The following is a 14,282-nucleotide window of genomic DNA, read 5'->3' as shown; positions in this document are numbered from 1 at the left end:
GTCAGTGCACTCCTGATGTGACGGCGCCCGGACGGGGGGCCGGCTCCAGTGCGGCCGGCCCGTAGACGTCCTGGACCCAGGTGGGCCGGTAGATGGTGTCCAGGTAGCGGTCGCCGAGATCCGGCGAGATGGCCACGGCGGTGACGTCCCGGCCCGGGCGGTGTTCGGCCAGCCACTTCACGGCGCCGTTGACGACGGTGCCGGTGGAGCCGCCGAACAGAAAGCCGCTGCGGGCCAGGGCGTGACAGGTGCGGACGGTGTCGACCTCGGGGACCAGCACCATGTCGTCGACGTACCGCGGGTCGAACAGGGCGGGCCGCACTCCGGCGCCCAGGCCCGGGATCATGCGGGGGCCGGCCGGGGCACCGAAGGTGACCGAGCCGACGCTGTCGATGCCGACGATGGTGACGGGGGAGTTCGGCTGCTCCTTGAAGTAGCGCGCGCAGCCCATGAGGGTGCCCGTGGTGCCCGCCCCGACGAACAGCACGTCCAGGTCGGGAAACTGCTTTTCGATCGCGGGCGCGGTGGTGCGGTAGTGCGCCTTCCAGTTGTTCTGGTTGGCGTGCTGGTTCAGCCAGACGTAACGCGGATCCGTGGTGCAAAGACCGCGTACGAAATCGAGGCGAGCCCCGAGAAAGCCGCCGGTGGCGGAGGGCTCCGTGATGACGTGCACCTCGCTGCCGAGCGATTCGATGACCTGCCGGGTCGACAGGTTGGTTCGTGAGTCCACCACGCAGATGAACCGGTAGCCCTTGGCCGCGGCGATCACGCTGAGCGCCATACCGAGGTTTCCCGAAGAGGACTCGACCAGGATCGATTCGGGGCCCAGGAGCCCGCCGCGCTCCGCGGCTTCGATCATGGACGCGGCGGCCTTGAGCTTCACCGAGCCGGCGAAGTTGAACCCCTCGCACTTCAGGTAGAGCGGATGACCGAACATCTCCCGCAGGTCCACGAAGAGGTCTTCCTCGTTGAACTCCTGCGGCGTCGTGATGATGGGCACGAGGCCTTCCCCCTGATCGCCGTATCCGTCCCGCCGCTCAGTCCCAGCCCACGTCGGACTTGTCGGCCGGCCTGCGGTCCCGGCCGGCGCCCGGCCCGTTCGCCGGCGCGCTGTCCCAGCCCACGTCGGGGCGGTGCGCCCCGACCAGGTCCCAGCCGACCTCCGGTGAGGCGAGGACTCTGTCCCAGCCGACGCCCGGAGCGGTCTGGGCGGTGGCGAGAATGACGGCTCCGAAAGCGAGCGAGATGAAGGCATTCATGCGAGCGGAGGAGTTATTGGCGGCAGGCATGAGTATTCCCTTTTCTCTGGGATTTGGTTGGTCTCGAATATTGGAATCGAGAATTCCAGAATGGATTTTGAATTCTCGTCCGGTGTTACGAGTCTGTACCGCTGTAGACCCGGTGTCATGTGTTTACGCTGTCAGGGTCCTGCGGTGGCCGGAGAATGCCAGGGGGTATTTGGGTTTCCCCTAGACTTAGCCTCGACGGCCTTCCCACTCCCAGCCCCGGAGTTCATCCTGGGCAAGCAAGCGGTCCACGATGCGGACGGCGGTGGCCTCAGCTCGTTCAGCGGAAGCGGCACAGAGAAAGAGGACGGTGCCGGCGCCCTCCAGATCGGTCTCGGCATAGACGTGCTCGAGACCGTCGTCCGGCTCGGCGGCGGCGAACACCAGGGCTCGCAGCTGCCCTGCGTCCACGATCGTACGGCCGCGCAGCATGCGTCCCATGACGATGTACATGGCCACCTCTCACGGTTCGATGCCGGGCTGCCGAAGGACAGGTGAATTAATCAACTACCGCGCGGTCACACCCCGTTCGTGCCGTAACATGCAGGAGAATGATCGGGACGTAGGGGTGGGTTTCGATCACGCGCGGGGGGCGCGGGGACGAGGGAGTACACACGTGCTGGAGATCCTCGGTGTCAGTTCCGCGGCCGAGAGCGTGTACCGAGCGATGCTGGGCCGGCCCGAACTCGGCGTATCGGACCTGGCCGGACATCTCGGCTGGGCTGAGGAGCAGGTCAGGAGCGCCCTGGACGAACTGGCCGGGCTCTCCCTGGTGCGCCAGTCCGACCAGCGGCCCGGCGGGCTCTTATTGATCAATCCGGAGATCAGCCTGGTGTCTCTGCTGGCGCGCCAGGAGGTCGAACTGACCCAGCGGCAGCAGGAGATCATCTCCGGTCGGCTCGCCATCAGCAAGATCGTCGCCGAATACGTCGACGGCGTCCAGAACAAGCGCCGGGTGGACGTCGAGGAGCTGAGCGGCATCGACATGGTCCGGGTCCGGCTCGAGGAGCTGGCCCATGACTGCACCTCCGAAATCATGGAATTCACCACCGGCGGGGGGCAGTCGGCCGAGTCCCGGCAGGCCAGCAGGCCGATCGACCAGGCACTCCTGGAGCGCGGCGTGCGCATGCGCTGCGTGTATCTGGAGAGCGTGGTCAACCACCCCCAGACCGTGTCCTATCTGGACTGGCTGACCGGCCTCGGCTGCCGGGTCCGGGTGGTCCCCTCGTTGCCGCTGCGCATGGTCATCTTCGACCGGCAGGCGGCCGTCGTGCCCAGCAACCCCGACGACACCGCCGTCGGGGCGCTGCTGCTGCGCGGCACCGGGCTGGTCTCCGCCCTGTGCGCGCTGTTCGAACACATCTGGGAAGAGGCCCCGCCGTTCGGCTCCACGCGCCGGCGCGACGAGGACACCGGGCTCACCAGTCAGGCCCGCGCCGTGCTGAGCCTGCTGGCCCAGGGCCACACCGACGAGGTGGTGGCCCGCAAGATGGGCATCTCGGTGCGGACCGCCCGCCGGATCACCGCGGAGCTGATGACCCAGCTCGGCGCCCGCAGCCGCTTCCAGGCCGGTGTGATCGCCGGCGAGCGCGGCTGGCTCCAGGGCAGCACGGACGGGTCCTCGGAACCGGAGTGACCGGCGGGGTCTCCCCACGGTCAGCGCACAGCCGCCGTGCGGAAGGTCCGCAGGGCCACCGGGATCAGGACGGCGATCAGCGCGCCCACCGTGATGACCGAGACCAGCACCGGATGCTGCATCGGCAGGCTGCCGCCCGTTGACGCGGGCGCGTTGCCCCACAGCACCCGGCAGGCCTCGGACACCGTGCTGACCGGGTTCCACTCCACCACCGTGCGCAGCCAGCCGGGCAGCCCGGACAGCGGCATGAAGGAGTTGGACATGAACGACAGGATGACCAGGGCCAGCGCCGAAATGCCGTTGATGGCCTCCATGTTGCGCAGCACCATCCCCAGCAGCGCGCCCAGCCACAGCATCGCGTACGCGAAGGCCAGCAGCAGCGCGAAGCCGCCGGCGATGGACAGCGGCCCGGCGTCGGTGCGCCAGCCGACCAGCAGCCCGACCGCCCCCACCGCGACCATGCTGATGGCCACCGGCACGAGATCGGCCGTGGTGTGGCCGACCAGCACCGAGGACCGCGCCATCGGCAGCGAACGGAACCGGTCGATCAGCCCCTTGCCCAGGTCCGAGGCCACCCCGAGCGCGGTGATCCCGATGCAGGTGAGCCCGATCTGGGCGAACACCCCGGCCATCACGTAGTCGTGGTATTCGACCCCTCCGCTGTTCTTGATGGTCACGACGCTGGCGAACAGATAGCCCAGGATCACCACCATGGCCACCGGCGTCAGGGCCACCGCGATCAGCTTCTCGGGCGTTCTGCGCAGATGCCTCAGATGCCGCCCGGTCAGCGCCAGCACATCCCCGACGGCCGCCATGCGACCCATCCCGGCCACCCCCGTCACGCCGCTCATGACCCGTCCTCCGCGGTGGTTGTGGTGTGTTCCCCGGTGAGGTGGAAGAACACGTCGTCGAGCGAGGGGCGGCGCAGGGCGAAGTCGACGACATCGGCCCCGCTGGCCTCCAGCGCCGTCGCGGCGGCCGCGATGGCGCCCATCCGGTCCGTCAGCTGGACGGAGATCCGGTGGCCCGCCTCGTCCACGGTGGGGCTGGCGACGGCCACCGGCCCCAGCGCGGACAGCGCCGCGGGGAGGTCCCCGGCGGTGGCCACGGCCACCTCCAGCCACTCCTCGCCGACCTTCTGCTTGAGCTCGTCCGGGGTGCCCTCGGCCAGGGTGCGGCCCGCGGCGAAGACCATGATCCGGTCGGCCAGGAAGTCGGCCTCCTCCAGGTACTGCGTGGTCAGCAGCACGGTCACCCCCTGGGCGACCTGCTCGCGCACCATCTGCCACAGCACCATCCGGCTGGCCGGGTCGAGCCCGGTCGTCGGCTCGTCGAGGAACAGCACGCTCGGCGAGGAGATCAGACAGGCCGCCAGGTCCAGCCGGCGGCGCATCCCGCCGGAGTAGGTGCGCACCGGACGCTCCGCGGCCCCGGTCAGCTCGAACGCCGTCAGCAGCTCGTCCGCCCGCTGCCGGGCCCGCTTGCGGCCCAGCCGCAGCAGCGTGCCCAGCAGGACCAGGTTCTCCCGGCCGGTGAGCAGCTCGTCCACGGCCGCGTACTGGCCCGCCAGGCCGATCCTGCGGCGCACCTCGCGCTGTTCGCGTACGACGTCGAAGCCCGCGACCCGGGCGCTGCCGGAGTCCGGTTCCAGCAGCGTGGCCAGTAACCGGACGGTGGTGGTCTTGCCCGCGCCGTTGTGCCCGAGCAGTCCGAGCACGGTTCCGGCCCGCACTTCGAGATCCACTCCCGCGAGCGCCTGGTGATTTCCGTAGCGCTTTCCAAGATTCTCTGCCGCGATGGCGATATCCACGAATCCCCCTCTCCCAGCTTCCTTTTCGGTGGAAAGTTCGATGGAAATCCGAATTCCCTTCGAAGCCTGGGAGTTCGGGTGTCAACTGCTGGGGAAATGTAGCAGCGGAATCGCATACCTGGTGCCCGATATGCCCGGATCGTGGTGGCAGTACTCTGCAAGCGCAGCTTGCTGCAAGCTCCATGCCCGCCACGGCCTCTGATCAGCGCCTAGCGTTTTGGGTAATCCCCCACAGCCTCCGCGGCTACGGGGCAAACGCCGCTGACCGCAGGAGAGGTAATGGCACGTCATCGAAATTTCGCCGCCGCGCTCGGTGACTGGAGCGCCCGCCACCGGAAGACGGCCGTCTTCGGCTGGCTGATCCTGGTGGTCCTGGTCACCGTCGTGGGCGGCGCCGTGGGACAGAAGACCCTGACCAACGCCGATTACGGAACGGGGGACTCGGGCCGGGCCGAGCGCATCCTCCAGGACGCCGGCCTCGCCCCGCCCGCCGCCGAGCTGGTGCTGGTCCACAGCGATAAACTCACCGCCGAGGAGGCCGAGTTCCAGGGTGCCGTGACCGCCACGGTCAACGCCATCAAGGCGACCGGGCTGGCCGAGAACCTGCGCGACCCCAACACCACGCGGGTGGTCTCGCAGGACAAGCACTCCGCGCTCATCCAGTACGACGTCAAGGGCGACCCGGACACCGCGGCCGACCGCATCCAGCCCGTCATCGACGCCGTCAAGAAGACCGACCAGGCCCAGGACTCGGTGACGCTCGGCCAGTACGGCGCCGCCACCGGCCTCAAGGGCATCAACGACAGCCTCGGCGAGGACTTCGCGCGGGCCGAGATGACCGCCCTCCCCGTCGCCCTCGGCATCCTGCTCGTCGTCTTCGGCGCCTTCGTGGCCGCCGTGCTGCCGGTGCTGCTCGCCGCCACCGCCTGCGTGGGCGCCATGGGCCTGCTGGCCCTGACCAGCCAGGTGGTGCCGGTGGACGGCATGACCAGCTCCGTGATGTTCCTCATGGGCCTGGCCGTCGGCGTCGACTACTGCCTGTTCTATCTGCGCCGGGAGCGCGAGGAGCGCGCCGCCGGGCGGGACAAGGACACCGCCCTGCACATCGCCGCCGCCACCTCGGGACACTCGGTGCTGATCTCCGGCATCACCGTGGTGGTCGCCATGGCCGGCATGTTCCTGTCCGGGCTGACCGTGTTCAAGGGCTTCGCCTTCGCCACCATCGAGGTGGTCCTGATCGCGGTCATCGGCTCCATGACCGTACTGCCCGCCATGATGGCCATGCTCGGCGACCGGGTCGAGAAGGGGCGCATCCCCTTCATCGCCCGCCGCCGCCAGGCCCGCGCCGAGGCCGCGGCGGCCGTCGGCGGCCGCCGCACCAACGCCCTGCTGCGCGGCGTGCTCGCCCGGCCCGGAGTCTTCGCCCTCCTGGGCGCCGCGCTGCTGCTCGCCCTGGCCGCGCCGGCCCTGGGCATGAAGACCGAGAAGCTGGGCACCGACAAGCTGCTGCCCGCCGACAACCCGATGGTGTCCGTCTCGACACGCATCGGAAGGGAGTTCCCCGGAGCGCCCGCCCCCGCGGATGTGGTGGTCACGTCCGACGACATCGACTCCCCGAAGGTCACCCAGGCCATCGCCGACTTCAAGAAGCAGGCGCTCGCCTCCGGACAGACCGGCGAGCAGATCGACGTGACCGTCCACGCCAAGGAGAACATCGCCGAGATCAGCGTCCCGCTGATCGGCAACGGCACCGACAAGACCTCCAAGAAGGCCCTCGCGGAACTGCGCGGCACGCTGATCCCCGACACCCTCGGCAAGGTCGCGGGCACCACCACCCTCGTCCGCGGTGACCTGGCCTTCTCCGAGGACTACAACGACCAGCTCAAGAGCAGCATCGTCCCGGTCTTCGCCTTCGTGATGGGCGTGACCTTCCTGCTGATGCTGGTGTCCTTCCGGTCCCCGGTCATCGCGCTGACCTCGATCGTGCTCAACCTGCTGTCGGTGGGCGCCGCCTACGGTGTGATGACCGCCGTCTTCCAGCACGGCTGGGGCGCCTCCCTGGTCGGCACCGAGGCCCCGGGCGCCCTGGAGTCCTGGATGCCGCTGTTCGTGTTCGTGGTCCTCTTCGGGCTCTCCATGGACTACCACGTGTTCGTGGTCTCCCGGATCCGCGAGGCCTACGACCAGGGGGCGAGCACCCGGGACGCCATCGCCCACGGCATCCGCTCCACCGCCGGGGTGGTCACCAGCGCCGGGCTGATCATGGTCGCCGTGTTCGCGGTCTTCGGCACCCTGGCCATGCAGGACTTCAAGCAGCTGGGCGTGGGCCTGGCGGTGGCGGTCCTGCTCGACGCCACGGTCGTCCGGGCGATCCTGCTGCCCTCCGTGATGGCCCTGCTGGGCCGGGCGAACTGGGCCGCCCCCGGCTTCCTCCGCAAGTCCCGCCCCACCGAGGCGGACCACGGCGGCCCGAGCCATGTGGTGGCGCGGGAGACCCAGCAGGGTGTGCCGGTGACACACTGATTGACACCTGGGTGAAAGCGACATCGACACATTCGGCACGAGGAAACGTACTGAAGTAATGACAGCGGGCGGGGCCGGCGGCATGCTGGCCCCGCCCGCCCCCCACGTAGACGCGACGCAACGCCACCCCCCAGCGCGCCCAACGACCGGAAGGACACCCGTGTTCGAGTTCAGCGTGATCGGCGGCAAAACGGCCCGCGAGATCATCGGCCGCAGCCGGCGGGAGATCGTGCGGGAGGTGAAGGACACCTATCTGACCCACGACGACGGCGACTCCGTCAACCCGGACAGCTACTTCCTGCGCTTCCCCGACAAGCCGGACAGCCGCATCATCGCGCTCCCGGCCTACCTGGGCGGCAAGCACGACGTCGCCGGGATCAAATGGATCGGCAGCTTCCCCGGCAATATCGAGAGCGGTATCCCGCGCGCCTCCGCCGCCCTGTTGCTCAATGACTACGCCACTGGCTACCCCTTCGCCCTCCTGGAGGCCTCGCAGATCAGCGCGGCCCGCACCGCGGCCTCCGCCGTCCTCGCCGCCGAGCAGCTGACTGGCGGGCGCGCCGCCCGCCGGCTGGCCGTGATCGGCGCGGGCATCATCGCCCGCAACATCCTGGAGTTCTTCGCCGCCCAGGAGTGGGACATCGAGACCGTGGTCGTCCACGACCAGCACCCCGAGTACGGCCAGGCCCTGGCCGACCATGTCACCGGCTCGCTCGGCTACCGCGCCGAGACCACCGACGACCTGCACACCGCCCTGGACGTGGCCGATGTGATCGTCTTCGCGACCACCGCGGGCGAGCCCTACGTCCTCGACCCGCGGGCCTTCGCCCCGGGCCAGACCGTCCTCAACATCTCGCTGCGCGACATCGGCCCCGAGATCATCCACGCCTCCTACAACATCGTCGACGACATCGACCACTGCCTCAAGGCCAACACCTCCCCGCACCTGGCCGAGCAGAAGTACGGCAACCGCGACTTCGTCACCGGCACCCTCGCCCAGCACATCCGCGGCGAGGTCACCACCGGCCCGGACAAGCCCGTGATCTTCTCGCCCTTCGGCCTCGGCGTCCTCGACCTGGCGGTCGGGGCACTCGTCTACCGTGTCGCCACCGAGGCCGGAGAGGCCGTCGCGATCGACGACTTCTTCGGCGAGACCACCCGCTGGTAGCCCTCCTGCGTTCGGGACACCGGCCGCCCCGTCAGCTCACCGCCACCCAGGAACAGCGGTGCTCGGGGCGGCCGGTGTCGCGTCCAGTGCGTTATTGGACGGGTCCTACCGTGCTTCAGCCGTACGGCCCGAGGAACCGTTCGCCATTGAAATGGATCAAGTGAGTGGGATGATCGGCGCACCACACGTCCGTCTCCCACGCGATGTCCTTTAGATACTTGCGGAGTTCGACACGAGACGGTAGAGCCGAGATGAACACAAGGCCGGCCGTCGAGCCATGGAACAGTTCGTTCAGTTCCCGGTACCTCTTATGATCCACAGGTCCGTGACTTGACGCTGCCTCAATGAGTACAAGCCAGTTCTTCTCGCGGAGATAGACGACTACGTCAGGCATCTTCCCGTGGGAGTCGAGCTCCACGCCCAGTGACGCCAGCGTCTCCCGTTCGAAAACAGCCCACTTGTCGTCAGCGTCTCCGATGTAGAGCACTTCGCCGTTCGGCGTGTATCGTTCACAGAATTCTTTGATGATCTGGACGATCAGTACGTTCTGGCCGCCCGGACTGAGGTCAACCTTGTTGCCGCCAGGAAGTTGAACAGGAAGTCTGTTCATCTCACGCTCGCGTGCATAGAGCGCTTTCAAGCCAGGACGTTCGCCAAGATATTCCTTCAATCGCTCCTGAAATTCGCCCTGCTTGAAGGTTGTGATCATCCCATAGGCTGCCGGTTCAATTTGATAGCACCACTTCGGCGAGTTGGTGGGCCGGTCTGGCTGGTCAGGGTTCTGTACCACAAGCCCGGCTTCGGCGAACTGATGCAGCGTGGATCGGCGAATCGTCTCCCGCGTGTTCGGCGCGTAGTCCTTGTCGTACGTGTCGCGAAGCCATTGCATGATCTCTTTGGTGCGCAGCAAAGGCCGCTCAGCTTCATGCCATTCCGCTTCGGAGCCCAATTCCAGCAAGGCGAGCAACACGAGAGCGGAACGCTCGTTGGAGCGTTCGGCGTCGAACCCCAGCAGCCTCAGGAAATTTTGCGCCTCAGAAATCTTCTCCTCGCGCGGATCGCCGGGAATAGCTATTGCGGTCTGCTCGCTCACCTAGCTCCTGCTCTCATTATTTACTTGACGTTCTGACGGACTAGCTCATCGATTTCTTCTTGCTCCAGCCAGGTGCCAGGCTCCCAAGAGCGGCCTATTGCTGAAAGCTGTTCGACGCTCGGGTACCGCAGATTCCTCAGGTCGGTTGCGTTGACCTGAGTGTGTCCATTGAAGCGCCGGATGAAGCGGTCAAGAATGGTGGAGTTCAACCAAATGCAAAGCCCTCTGGCCACCTCGGCGGGTAGCCCAGCCCCGTCGACATGGAAGACGTTGACGTGGTTTTCGAATCCGATCCGCCCATAGGGAACCTGCTCCGGGTCGAACACGACAGAAATTACGCGACGCTTCTCTTCTTTCGAGGAGAGGCGTTTCACGACAACATAATGCCCCAACGGAAAGGTCAGCTTTTCTGTCTCTTCGTTGAGCATGATCGCGTTGTTCTTCTTCGCGCCAGGAACCGGCCACTTGATAGAGCCTTCGCGCATGTGGAGTGGATAGATGAGCGGCACCGCGCCGTTGACCGGATCGGGACGAAGGTGTTCCTTGCTCCGGAAGTCGACGACGCGCCCCGTCGAAACCTTGAGACCCAAGTCGGGGAGAGTGGCCGGCAAACCCGCATGCGATGCTGCAAGCTCTGTGTCCTCTTCGTCGGCACTGATGTGGATGAAGAACTCGCGGTCATCGGGGTGCACCATCTCAGCGTAGGGAACGGATCGTCGGCGTACCTCCTCGGAGTAGCTTCGGCTGGTCGACACCACAACGGGCCCTCGTTCCGTAGTGGCCATCCGGGTCGCTGCGAAGATGACGTTCTCTTGCAGCACCGCCGAGTCGGCGAAGACCTTGTTGCGCGCCTCAAAGATGTGCACGCGGTCAAGATGCATCCGCTCGAGGAAGTACTGACGAAAGAGCCGGAAGTAGGGGCCGTTGGCGAAGCTGCGAGGAGTGATTGCCAGGAGCTGGCCCCCCGGACTCAAGAGGTGGACCCCGAGTGCCATGAACGCCGAGTAGAGATTTGAGGTCTCGGTGCAGGCTGCCGAAACGAGCTTCCGCTCACGCGAACTTGCCGGGAGCTTCTTATAGGGCGGGTTCATGATGACCACGTCGAAAGGGTTAGGTGGCTGGCCCAATAGACCCTCTCCCTGGGTGGCCCAAGAGATGAAGTCATGGCGCACGAGGTTCACCTCAAGGTGCGCGCCGTAGCTACCTGCCGTGTTGACGCAGTCATCGAGCGTAGCTTGCAGTGCAGGGTGCAGCTGCGGGTCCACCTCGCATGCCGTGACGCTGATCTTCACCCTCGGACGCTCTTCAAGGAGCCTCGCGACGAGAGATGCGGTGAGGGAGCCAGCGCCCGCACCCGGGTCAAGGATGCGGAGAGTGCCCGCCTCGGGCAGCTTTGTCAGCGACGCGATGAAGTCAGCGGCTGGCGACGGTGTGAAGAACTGGCCGAGCTTCCCGCGCTGGCTTGAATCGAGGGCAGATGAGGCCTCTTGCCGCCGTGCCTCCGTCCGGAGAACAAGATCCTTCGCCAATGCGGGTGCTTCTGTTGCCATGCGCACAGCCTACGCATCTCCGAGGCACTGGCGTGGTGTGCCCAAGTCTCTCTGGCGGCCCGCCTCCACGATCACTTGCGGTGACCGGTAGCCGCTCCCGGAGGCCCGGCTCGTCCGGCGTCTCCACGGTCGGCTGCTGGTGGCCCTCCGCCTTCGGAAGCTTTCGAGAGTCTCGTCGGCACTCTCTCGACCACTTCATCCGCCGCGGCGGTGTCGTCCGACTGGGCGCTACCGTCCCTGGAGGCGGTGACGGTGGACTCGGATTATGCGTGAGGCGTGGGCGCGGAGGACCTTCGTACGCTCGTACCAGAATGGATTTCCTGGAGCCTTCGAAAGCCTGGCGCGCTGCAAGTGACGCCGCAATTAGGTCGGCGACCTAGTCTGATGACTCGCACGCTTGACACCCCGCGCCTCCTGAATGATCTCGTCGCACGGATTGGTCGTGCCGACCTCACCCTCGTTCGATCAGGAGGAATTCCATTAGCCCGGGTTGCTGTGAAGAGTCGGGTGAGGTGTGTAAGGTCCCGGTTCACATCAGGTACTGGGGAACTCCCTCCTTCGACGGCCGAGTGAACGATTCCCAAGAAAATTTGAGGAATACAAGTATCGGACCGTGGGGATTTTAGCTGTCTCGAATAGGAACGGCGTCGAGGACCGTGACCAGCGTCAAGCTGCCTCCGAGGCGCGTACGCGGCTGGCGCAAGGCCCGTGAGGGGCCACTCCTCTGAGCGGAGGTTTCACATCAGCTGCACGTCGTCATGCCAACGCGTTCAGTCAGCTTCGCTGAGTCGGAGTAGCTTGGACGCATGGCAACGGACTGTCTGGGGGACCGCGTCAGGCGCCTTCGTCGGTTGGCGACGCTGACTCAAGAGGGGCTGGCCGAGCGGTCCGGCATCTCGCTCGACACCATTCGACGGCTGGAGCAAAAGCCGCAGAGTTCCGTTCAACTACCCACGCTGCACGCCCTGGCATCGGGACTGGGCGTAGAGCTGACAAGCCTCTTGGGCGACCCTCCCGGCGCGCCCTCGTCGGGCGAATCGGACTCCCCTCAGCTCGTCGCGGTGCGACGTGCCATCATGCCCCCGCTCTTCGCCCCGCCGGCGCCGCCACGCGACCTGTCGACGCTGTCTCTGGACCGGATCCGTCGAGATCTCGCGCAGGGGTGGACGCTCTACCACGCAGCGGAGTTCGACGATCTACTGAACTCCCTCCCGGGGCTTATCACCGACGCTCGATTCGCCGCTGCCGTCGGTGACGCCGGCCAGCGGGCTGCCGGGCAGGCTGCGCTGAGCAAGGCGCTGCAACTTGGCGGGCACCTGGCAATTCGCATGGGTAAGACGGACCTTGCTCTGTCGTCGCTGGAGCGCGCCATGACAGCGGCGGACGCATCGTCGGATCCTTTGATTGCTCCCATGATCTCCAACTCCGTGGCCTGGGCGTATCAGCGGCAAGCACGGCTGGACGACGCACGGAGCCTGGCCGTCCATGCCGCCGACTGGGTCGAGAGGGAACACAGCGAGACCTCAGAGGGGCTTCGCGTATGGGGCGGCCTGTTGATGTCGGCTGCCACAAGCCACGCCCGGAGCGGCGACTACCAGCGCGCCAGCGACATGATGGTGACGGCCGAAAAGGCGGCGGAGCGGCTCGCCAAGATGCCGACACCACAAGACGGCAAGCTACTGAGCGTCTTCAGCAAGTCCTCCGTTCGCATCGAGCGAGTCCGCCTGGCTGTCCAGCACGAACGGCCGACCGAGGCTTTGTCCCTCGCTCGTGGAATGCGTCTGTCCAAAGACACCCCGCCGTCGTGGCGAACCTGGCTGCTGCTGGATGTCGCTCGCGCACACACTGACCTGGGCAACGGGGCGGGGGCCGTCAAGGCGTTGGAGTCGCTGAGGCGCCATGCTCCCGCATGGATGCGGCATCACACGCTTGCTGTTGCCATCGTGCGTGACCTGTGGAACTGGCCGTCACGTCCCGCTGGGGTCAGGCCACTCGCCCGGTTCCTGGGCATCGTCGATTAGCGTCCTGAGACTATGTAACGCGTTCCCTGTTGTTCCTGCTCAAGTCTCGCCAGGCTCGGCCTATCAGGACCCCCGCGACCGTGCAGCCGGCCCGGGGGCATGGCCAACGCTGAAGAGGAGCGTCAACATGGAACACATTACTGCCCGAATCGTGGAGGGGCTGCGCCGGTTACTGTCTCCGGCCTCGGCCCAACGTCGGTCGATCGACGTCTCGCCCCCCGTGCGATCCGTCGACACTCCCACCTTGACGCTTCCGCGGATCCCTGCCGTGCCGATCGTCGACTACGACCCTGCTCCGCCGTACGTGCACCCGCATCTGCGGATGTATCAGGTCACCCGATGAGCGCGGGCCCGCCATCGCACGAGCCTCACGAGGGTTCGCGCCCGCCGCACCCCACCCCACCGGGGCTGGCGCAGCGCGTGGAGGCTTTGGACGAGGAGGTCCGCAAGCACCTGGACCGGTGGCCCATCGGTGTGGCGGTACATGTCGTGGGAGCGGGGCGGTGACCGCGACGAGCCGCTTGCGGCTGCTGCCGTGGTCCAGCCCGGACGGTCGGCCGTGCTTCCTGGCGGCGGCTGGCGCCAACAGTCGGCTGAGCCGACGTGCGGACGAGATCGAGGCCCTCCAGCTGTTCATGGGGTCCGAACTCCTCGGCCATGCCAGCGCGTTGCTCGAGGACCACAGGGCGGACGTGAGGGAAGTGCGCTTCCTGGCGGAGCGGCTGTGTGAGTCACTGCGCGATGTGCTTCGGGTTGCCGAGAGCAGGGGAGCGCGTCTGCCGGTGGACGAAGAGAACCAGGTCGATCCCGAAGGCGGCCCGGACGGCGGCAGCGCGTGAAGCAGCGGAGAGGAGACACCGTGACCCACTGGAAGATCAGCCTCGTCCCAGGGCGGGGTCTGTACCGCGCCGACGGTGGCGTCCTCGCGCTGCCGCTCCGGATCAACAGGTGCCGCCAGCACCTCGCTGTGGCCGAACTGCGGCTGCCCGCCGCCTCGGCGGAACAGTTGCACGCGGCCCTGTGCTACGCGCTGGGCGGGCAGCTCCCGCCCGACGGCGCACCGGAGTGCGATCAACCGGTCCGCTACCCGGGCGACCGACAGCGGTACTGAAGACAAGCCGCCTGCCCTTGCCGCCCCTGCCACGAGGGGCAGGGGCGGGCGGCTCCCCGGGCAGTGGGCATCACACCGGCCGCT

At 66.9% G+C, this 14,282-nt stretch carries 13 protein-coding genes; 6 read left to right on the top strand and 7 right to left on the bottom strand.

Annotation, left to right across the window (positions count from 1 at the left end):
- Position 1 precedes the first annotated feature (1 nt).
- The 3 genes from sbnA to ACZ4WQ_RS06745 form a co-directional block, all read right to left on the bottom strand.
- Entirely contained in the window at positions 2 to 1,000 is a 999-nt protein-coding gene (gene sbnA, locus ACZ4WQ_RS06755) for a 2,3-diaminopropionate biosynthesis protein SbnA (RefSeq protein WP_398369069.1), read from the bottom strand.
- A 37-nt stretch (positions 1,001 to 1,037) separates the two neighbouring features.
- Complete coding sequence (locus ACZ4WQ_RS06750; RefSeq protein ID WP_398369071.1) at positions 1,038 to 1,289, bottom strand: hypothetical protein; 252 nt, start codon at positions 1,287 to 1,289, stop codon at positions 1,038 to 1,040.
- A gap of 186 nt (positions 1,290 to 1,475) precedes the next feature.
- Positions 1,476 to 1,739 carry a hypothetical protein gene (locus ACZ4WQ_RS06745; protein ID WP_358847440.1) on the bottom strand — a complete coding sequence of 88 codons (264 nt, stop codon included), beginning with the start codon at positions 1,737 to 1,739 and terminating at the stop codon, positions 1,476 to 1,478.
- A gap of 163 nt (positions 1,740 to 1,902) precedes the next feature.
- On the opposite strand from ACZ4WQ_RS06745, the gene ACZ4WQ_RS06740 reads away from it, so the two are divergent.
- A complete protein-coding gene (locus tag ACZ4WQ_RS06740; RefSeq protein ID WP_398369073.1) occupies positions 1,903 to 2,922 on the top strand; it encodes a LuxR C-terminal-related transcriptional regulator in 1,020 nt (339 codons plus the stop codon).
- 20 nt (positions 2,923 to 2,942) lie between these two features.
- On the opposite strand, the gene ACZ4WQ_RS06735 is transcribed toward ACZ4WQ_RS06740, so the two are convergent.
- Positions 2,943 to 3,773, bottom strand: a complete 831-nt coding sequence (locus tag ACZ4WQ_RS06735) for an ABC transporter permease (protein ID WP_358847442.1) — start codon at positions 3,771 to 3,773, stop codon at positions 2,943 to 2,945.
- Entirely contained in the window at positions 3,770 to 4,732 is a 963-nt protein-coding gene (locus ACZ4WQ_RS06730; protein ID WP_398369076.1) for an ATP-binding cassette domain-containing protein, read from the bottom strand. The genes ACZ4WQ_RS06735 and ACZ4WQ_RS06730 overlap by 4 nt, the downstream gene beginning before the upstream one ends.
- A 279-nt stretch (positions 4,733 to 5,011) precedes the next feature.
- On the opposite strand from ACZ4WQ_RS06730, the gene ACZ4WQ_RS06725 reads away from it, so the two are divergent.
- Entirely contained in the window at positions 5,012 to 7,255 is a 2,244-nt protein-coding gene (locus tag ACZ4WQ_RS06725; RefSeq protein WP_398369078.1) for an MMPL family transporter, read from the top strand.
- 160 nt (positions 7,256 to 7,415) lie between these two features.
- Positions 7,416 to 8,423 carry a 2,3-diaminopropionate biosynthesis protein SbnB gene (gene sbnB / locus ACZ4WQ_RS06720; RefSeq protein ID WP_398369080.1) on the top strand — a complete coding sequence of 336 codons (1,008 nt, stop codon included), beginning with the start codon at positions 7,416 to 7,418 and terminating at the stop codon, positions 8,421 to 8,423.
- A 115-nt stretch (positions 8,424 to 8,538) separates the two neighbouring features.
- On the opposite strand, the gene ACZ4WQ_RS06715 is transcribed toward sbnB, so the two are convergent.
- Together ACZ4WQ_RS06715 and ACZ4WQ_RS06710 are read right to left on the bottom strand one after the other, a co-directional pair.
- Entirely contained in the window at positions 8,539 to 9,516 is a 978-nt protein-coding gene (locus tag ACZ4WQ_RS06715; protein WP_385347157.1) for a BsuBI/PstI family type II restriction endonuclease, read from the bottom strand.
- Between the two features lie 20 nt (positions 9,517 to 9,536).
- Positions 9,537 to 11,066 carry an Eco57I restriction-modification methylase domain-containing protein gene (locus ACZ4WQ_RS06710; RefSeq protein ID WP_385347155.1) on the bottom strand — a complete coding sequence of 510 codons (1,530 nt, stop codon included), beginning with the start codon at positions 11,064 to 11,066 and terminating at the stop codon, positions 9,537 to 9,539.
- Between the two features lie 806 nt (positions 11,067 to 11,872).
- On the opposite strand from ACZ4WQ_RS06710, the gene ACZ4WQ_RS06705 reads away from it, so the two are divergent.
- From ACZ4WQ_RS06705 to ACZ4WQ_RS06695, 3 genes are all read left to right on the top strand, one after another.
- Positions 11,873 to 13,087, top strand: a complete 1,215-nt coding sequence (locus tag ACZ4WQ_RS06705) for a helix-turn-helix domain-containing protein (RefSeq protein ID WP_398369083.1) — start codon at positions 11,873 to 11,875, stop codon at positions 13,085 to 13,087.
- A 503-nt stretch (positions 13,088 to 13,590) separates the two neighbouring features.
- On the top strand, positions 13,591 to 13,926 hold the full coding sequence (locus tag ACZ4WQ_RS06700; RefSeq protein WP_385347151.1) for a hypothetical protein: 336 nt from the start codon (positions 13,591 to 13,593) through the stop codon (positions 13,924 to 13,926).
- Positions 13,927 to 13,946: 20 nt separating this feature from the next.
- Positions 13,947 to 14,198 carry a hypothetical protein gene (locus tag ACZ4WQ_RS06695; protein ID WP_385347149.1) on the top strand — a complete coding sequence of 84 codons (252 nt, stop codon included), beginning with the start codon at positions 13,947 to 13,949 and terminating at the stop codon, positions 14,196 to 14,198.
- The last annotated feature ends 84 nt before the right edge of the window (positions 14,199 to 14,282 follow it).

Source organism: Streptomyces sp. NPDC028305 (assembly GCF_055569495.1).
This window is presented reverse-complemented; position numbering and strand designations above follow the sequence as displayed.

Coding starts and splice junctions, on each gene's coding strand:
- ACZ4WQ_RS06725 (WP_398369078.1), top strand. CDS start 5,012: ATGGCACGTCATCGAAATTTCGCCGCCGCGCTCGGTGACTGGAGCGCC.
- ACZ4WQ_RS06745 (WP_358847440.1), bottom strand. CDS start 1,739: ATGTACATCGTCATGGGACGCATGCTGCGCGGCCGTACGATCGTGGAC.
- ACZ4WQ_RS06705 (WP_398369083.1), top strand. CDS start 11,873: ATGGCAACGGACTGTCTGGGGGACCGCGTCAGGCGCCTTCGTCGGTTG.
- ACZ4WQ_RS06750 (WP_398369071.1), bottom strand. CDS start 1,289: ATGCCTGCCGCCAATAACTCCTCCGCTCGCATGAATGCCTTCATCTCG.
- ACZ4WQ_RS06735 (WP_358847442.1), bottom strand. CDS start 3,773: ATGAGCGGCGTGACGGGGGTGGCCGGGATGGGTCGCATGGCGGCCGTC.
- ACZ4WQ_RS06710 (WP_385347155.1), bottom strand. CDS start 11,066: ATGGCAACAGAAGCACCCGCATTGGCGAAGGATCTTGTTCTCCGGACG.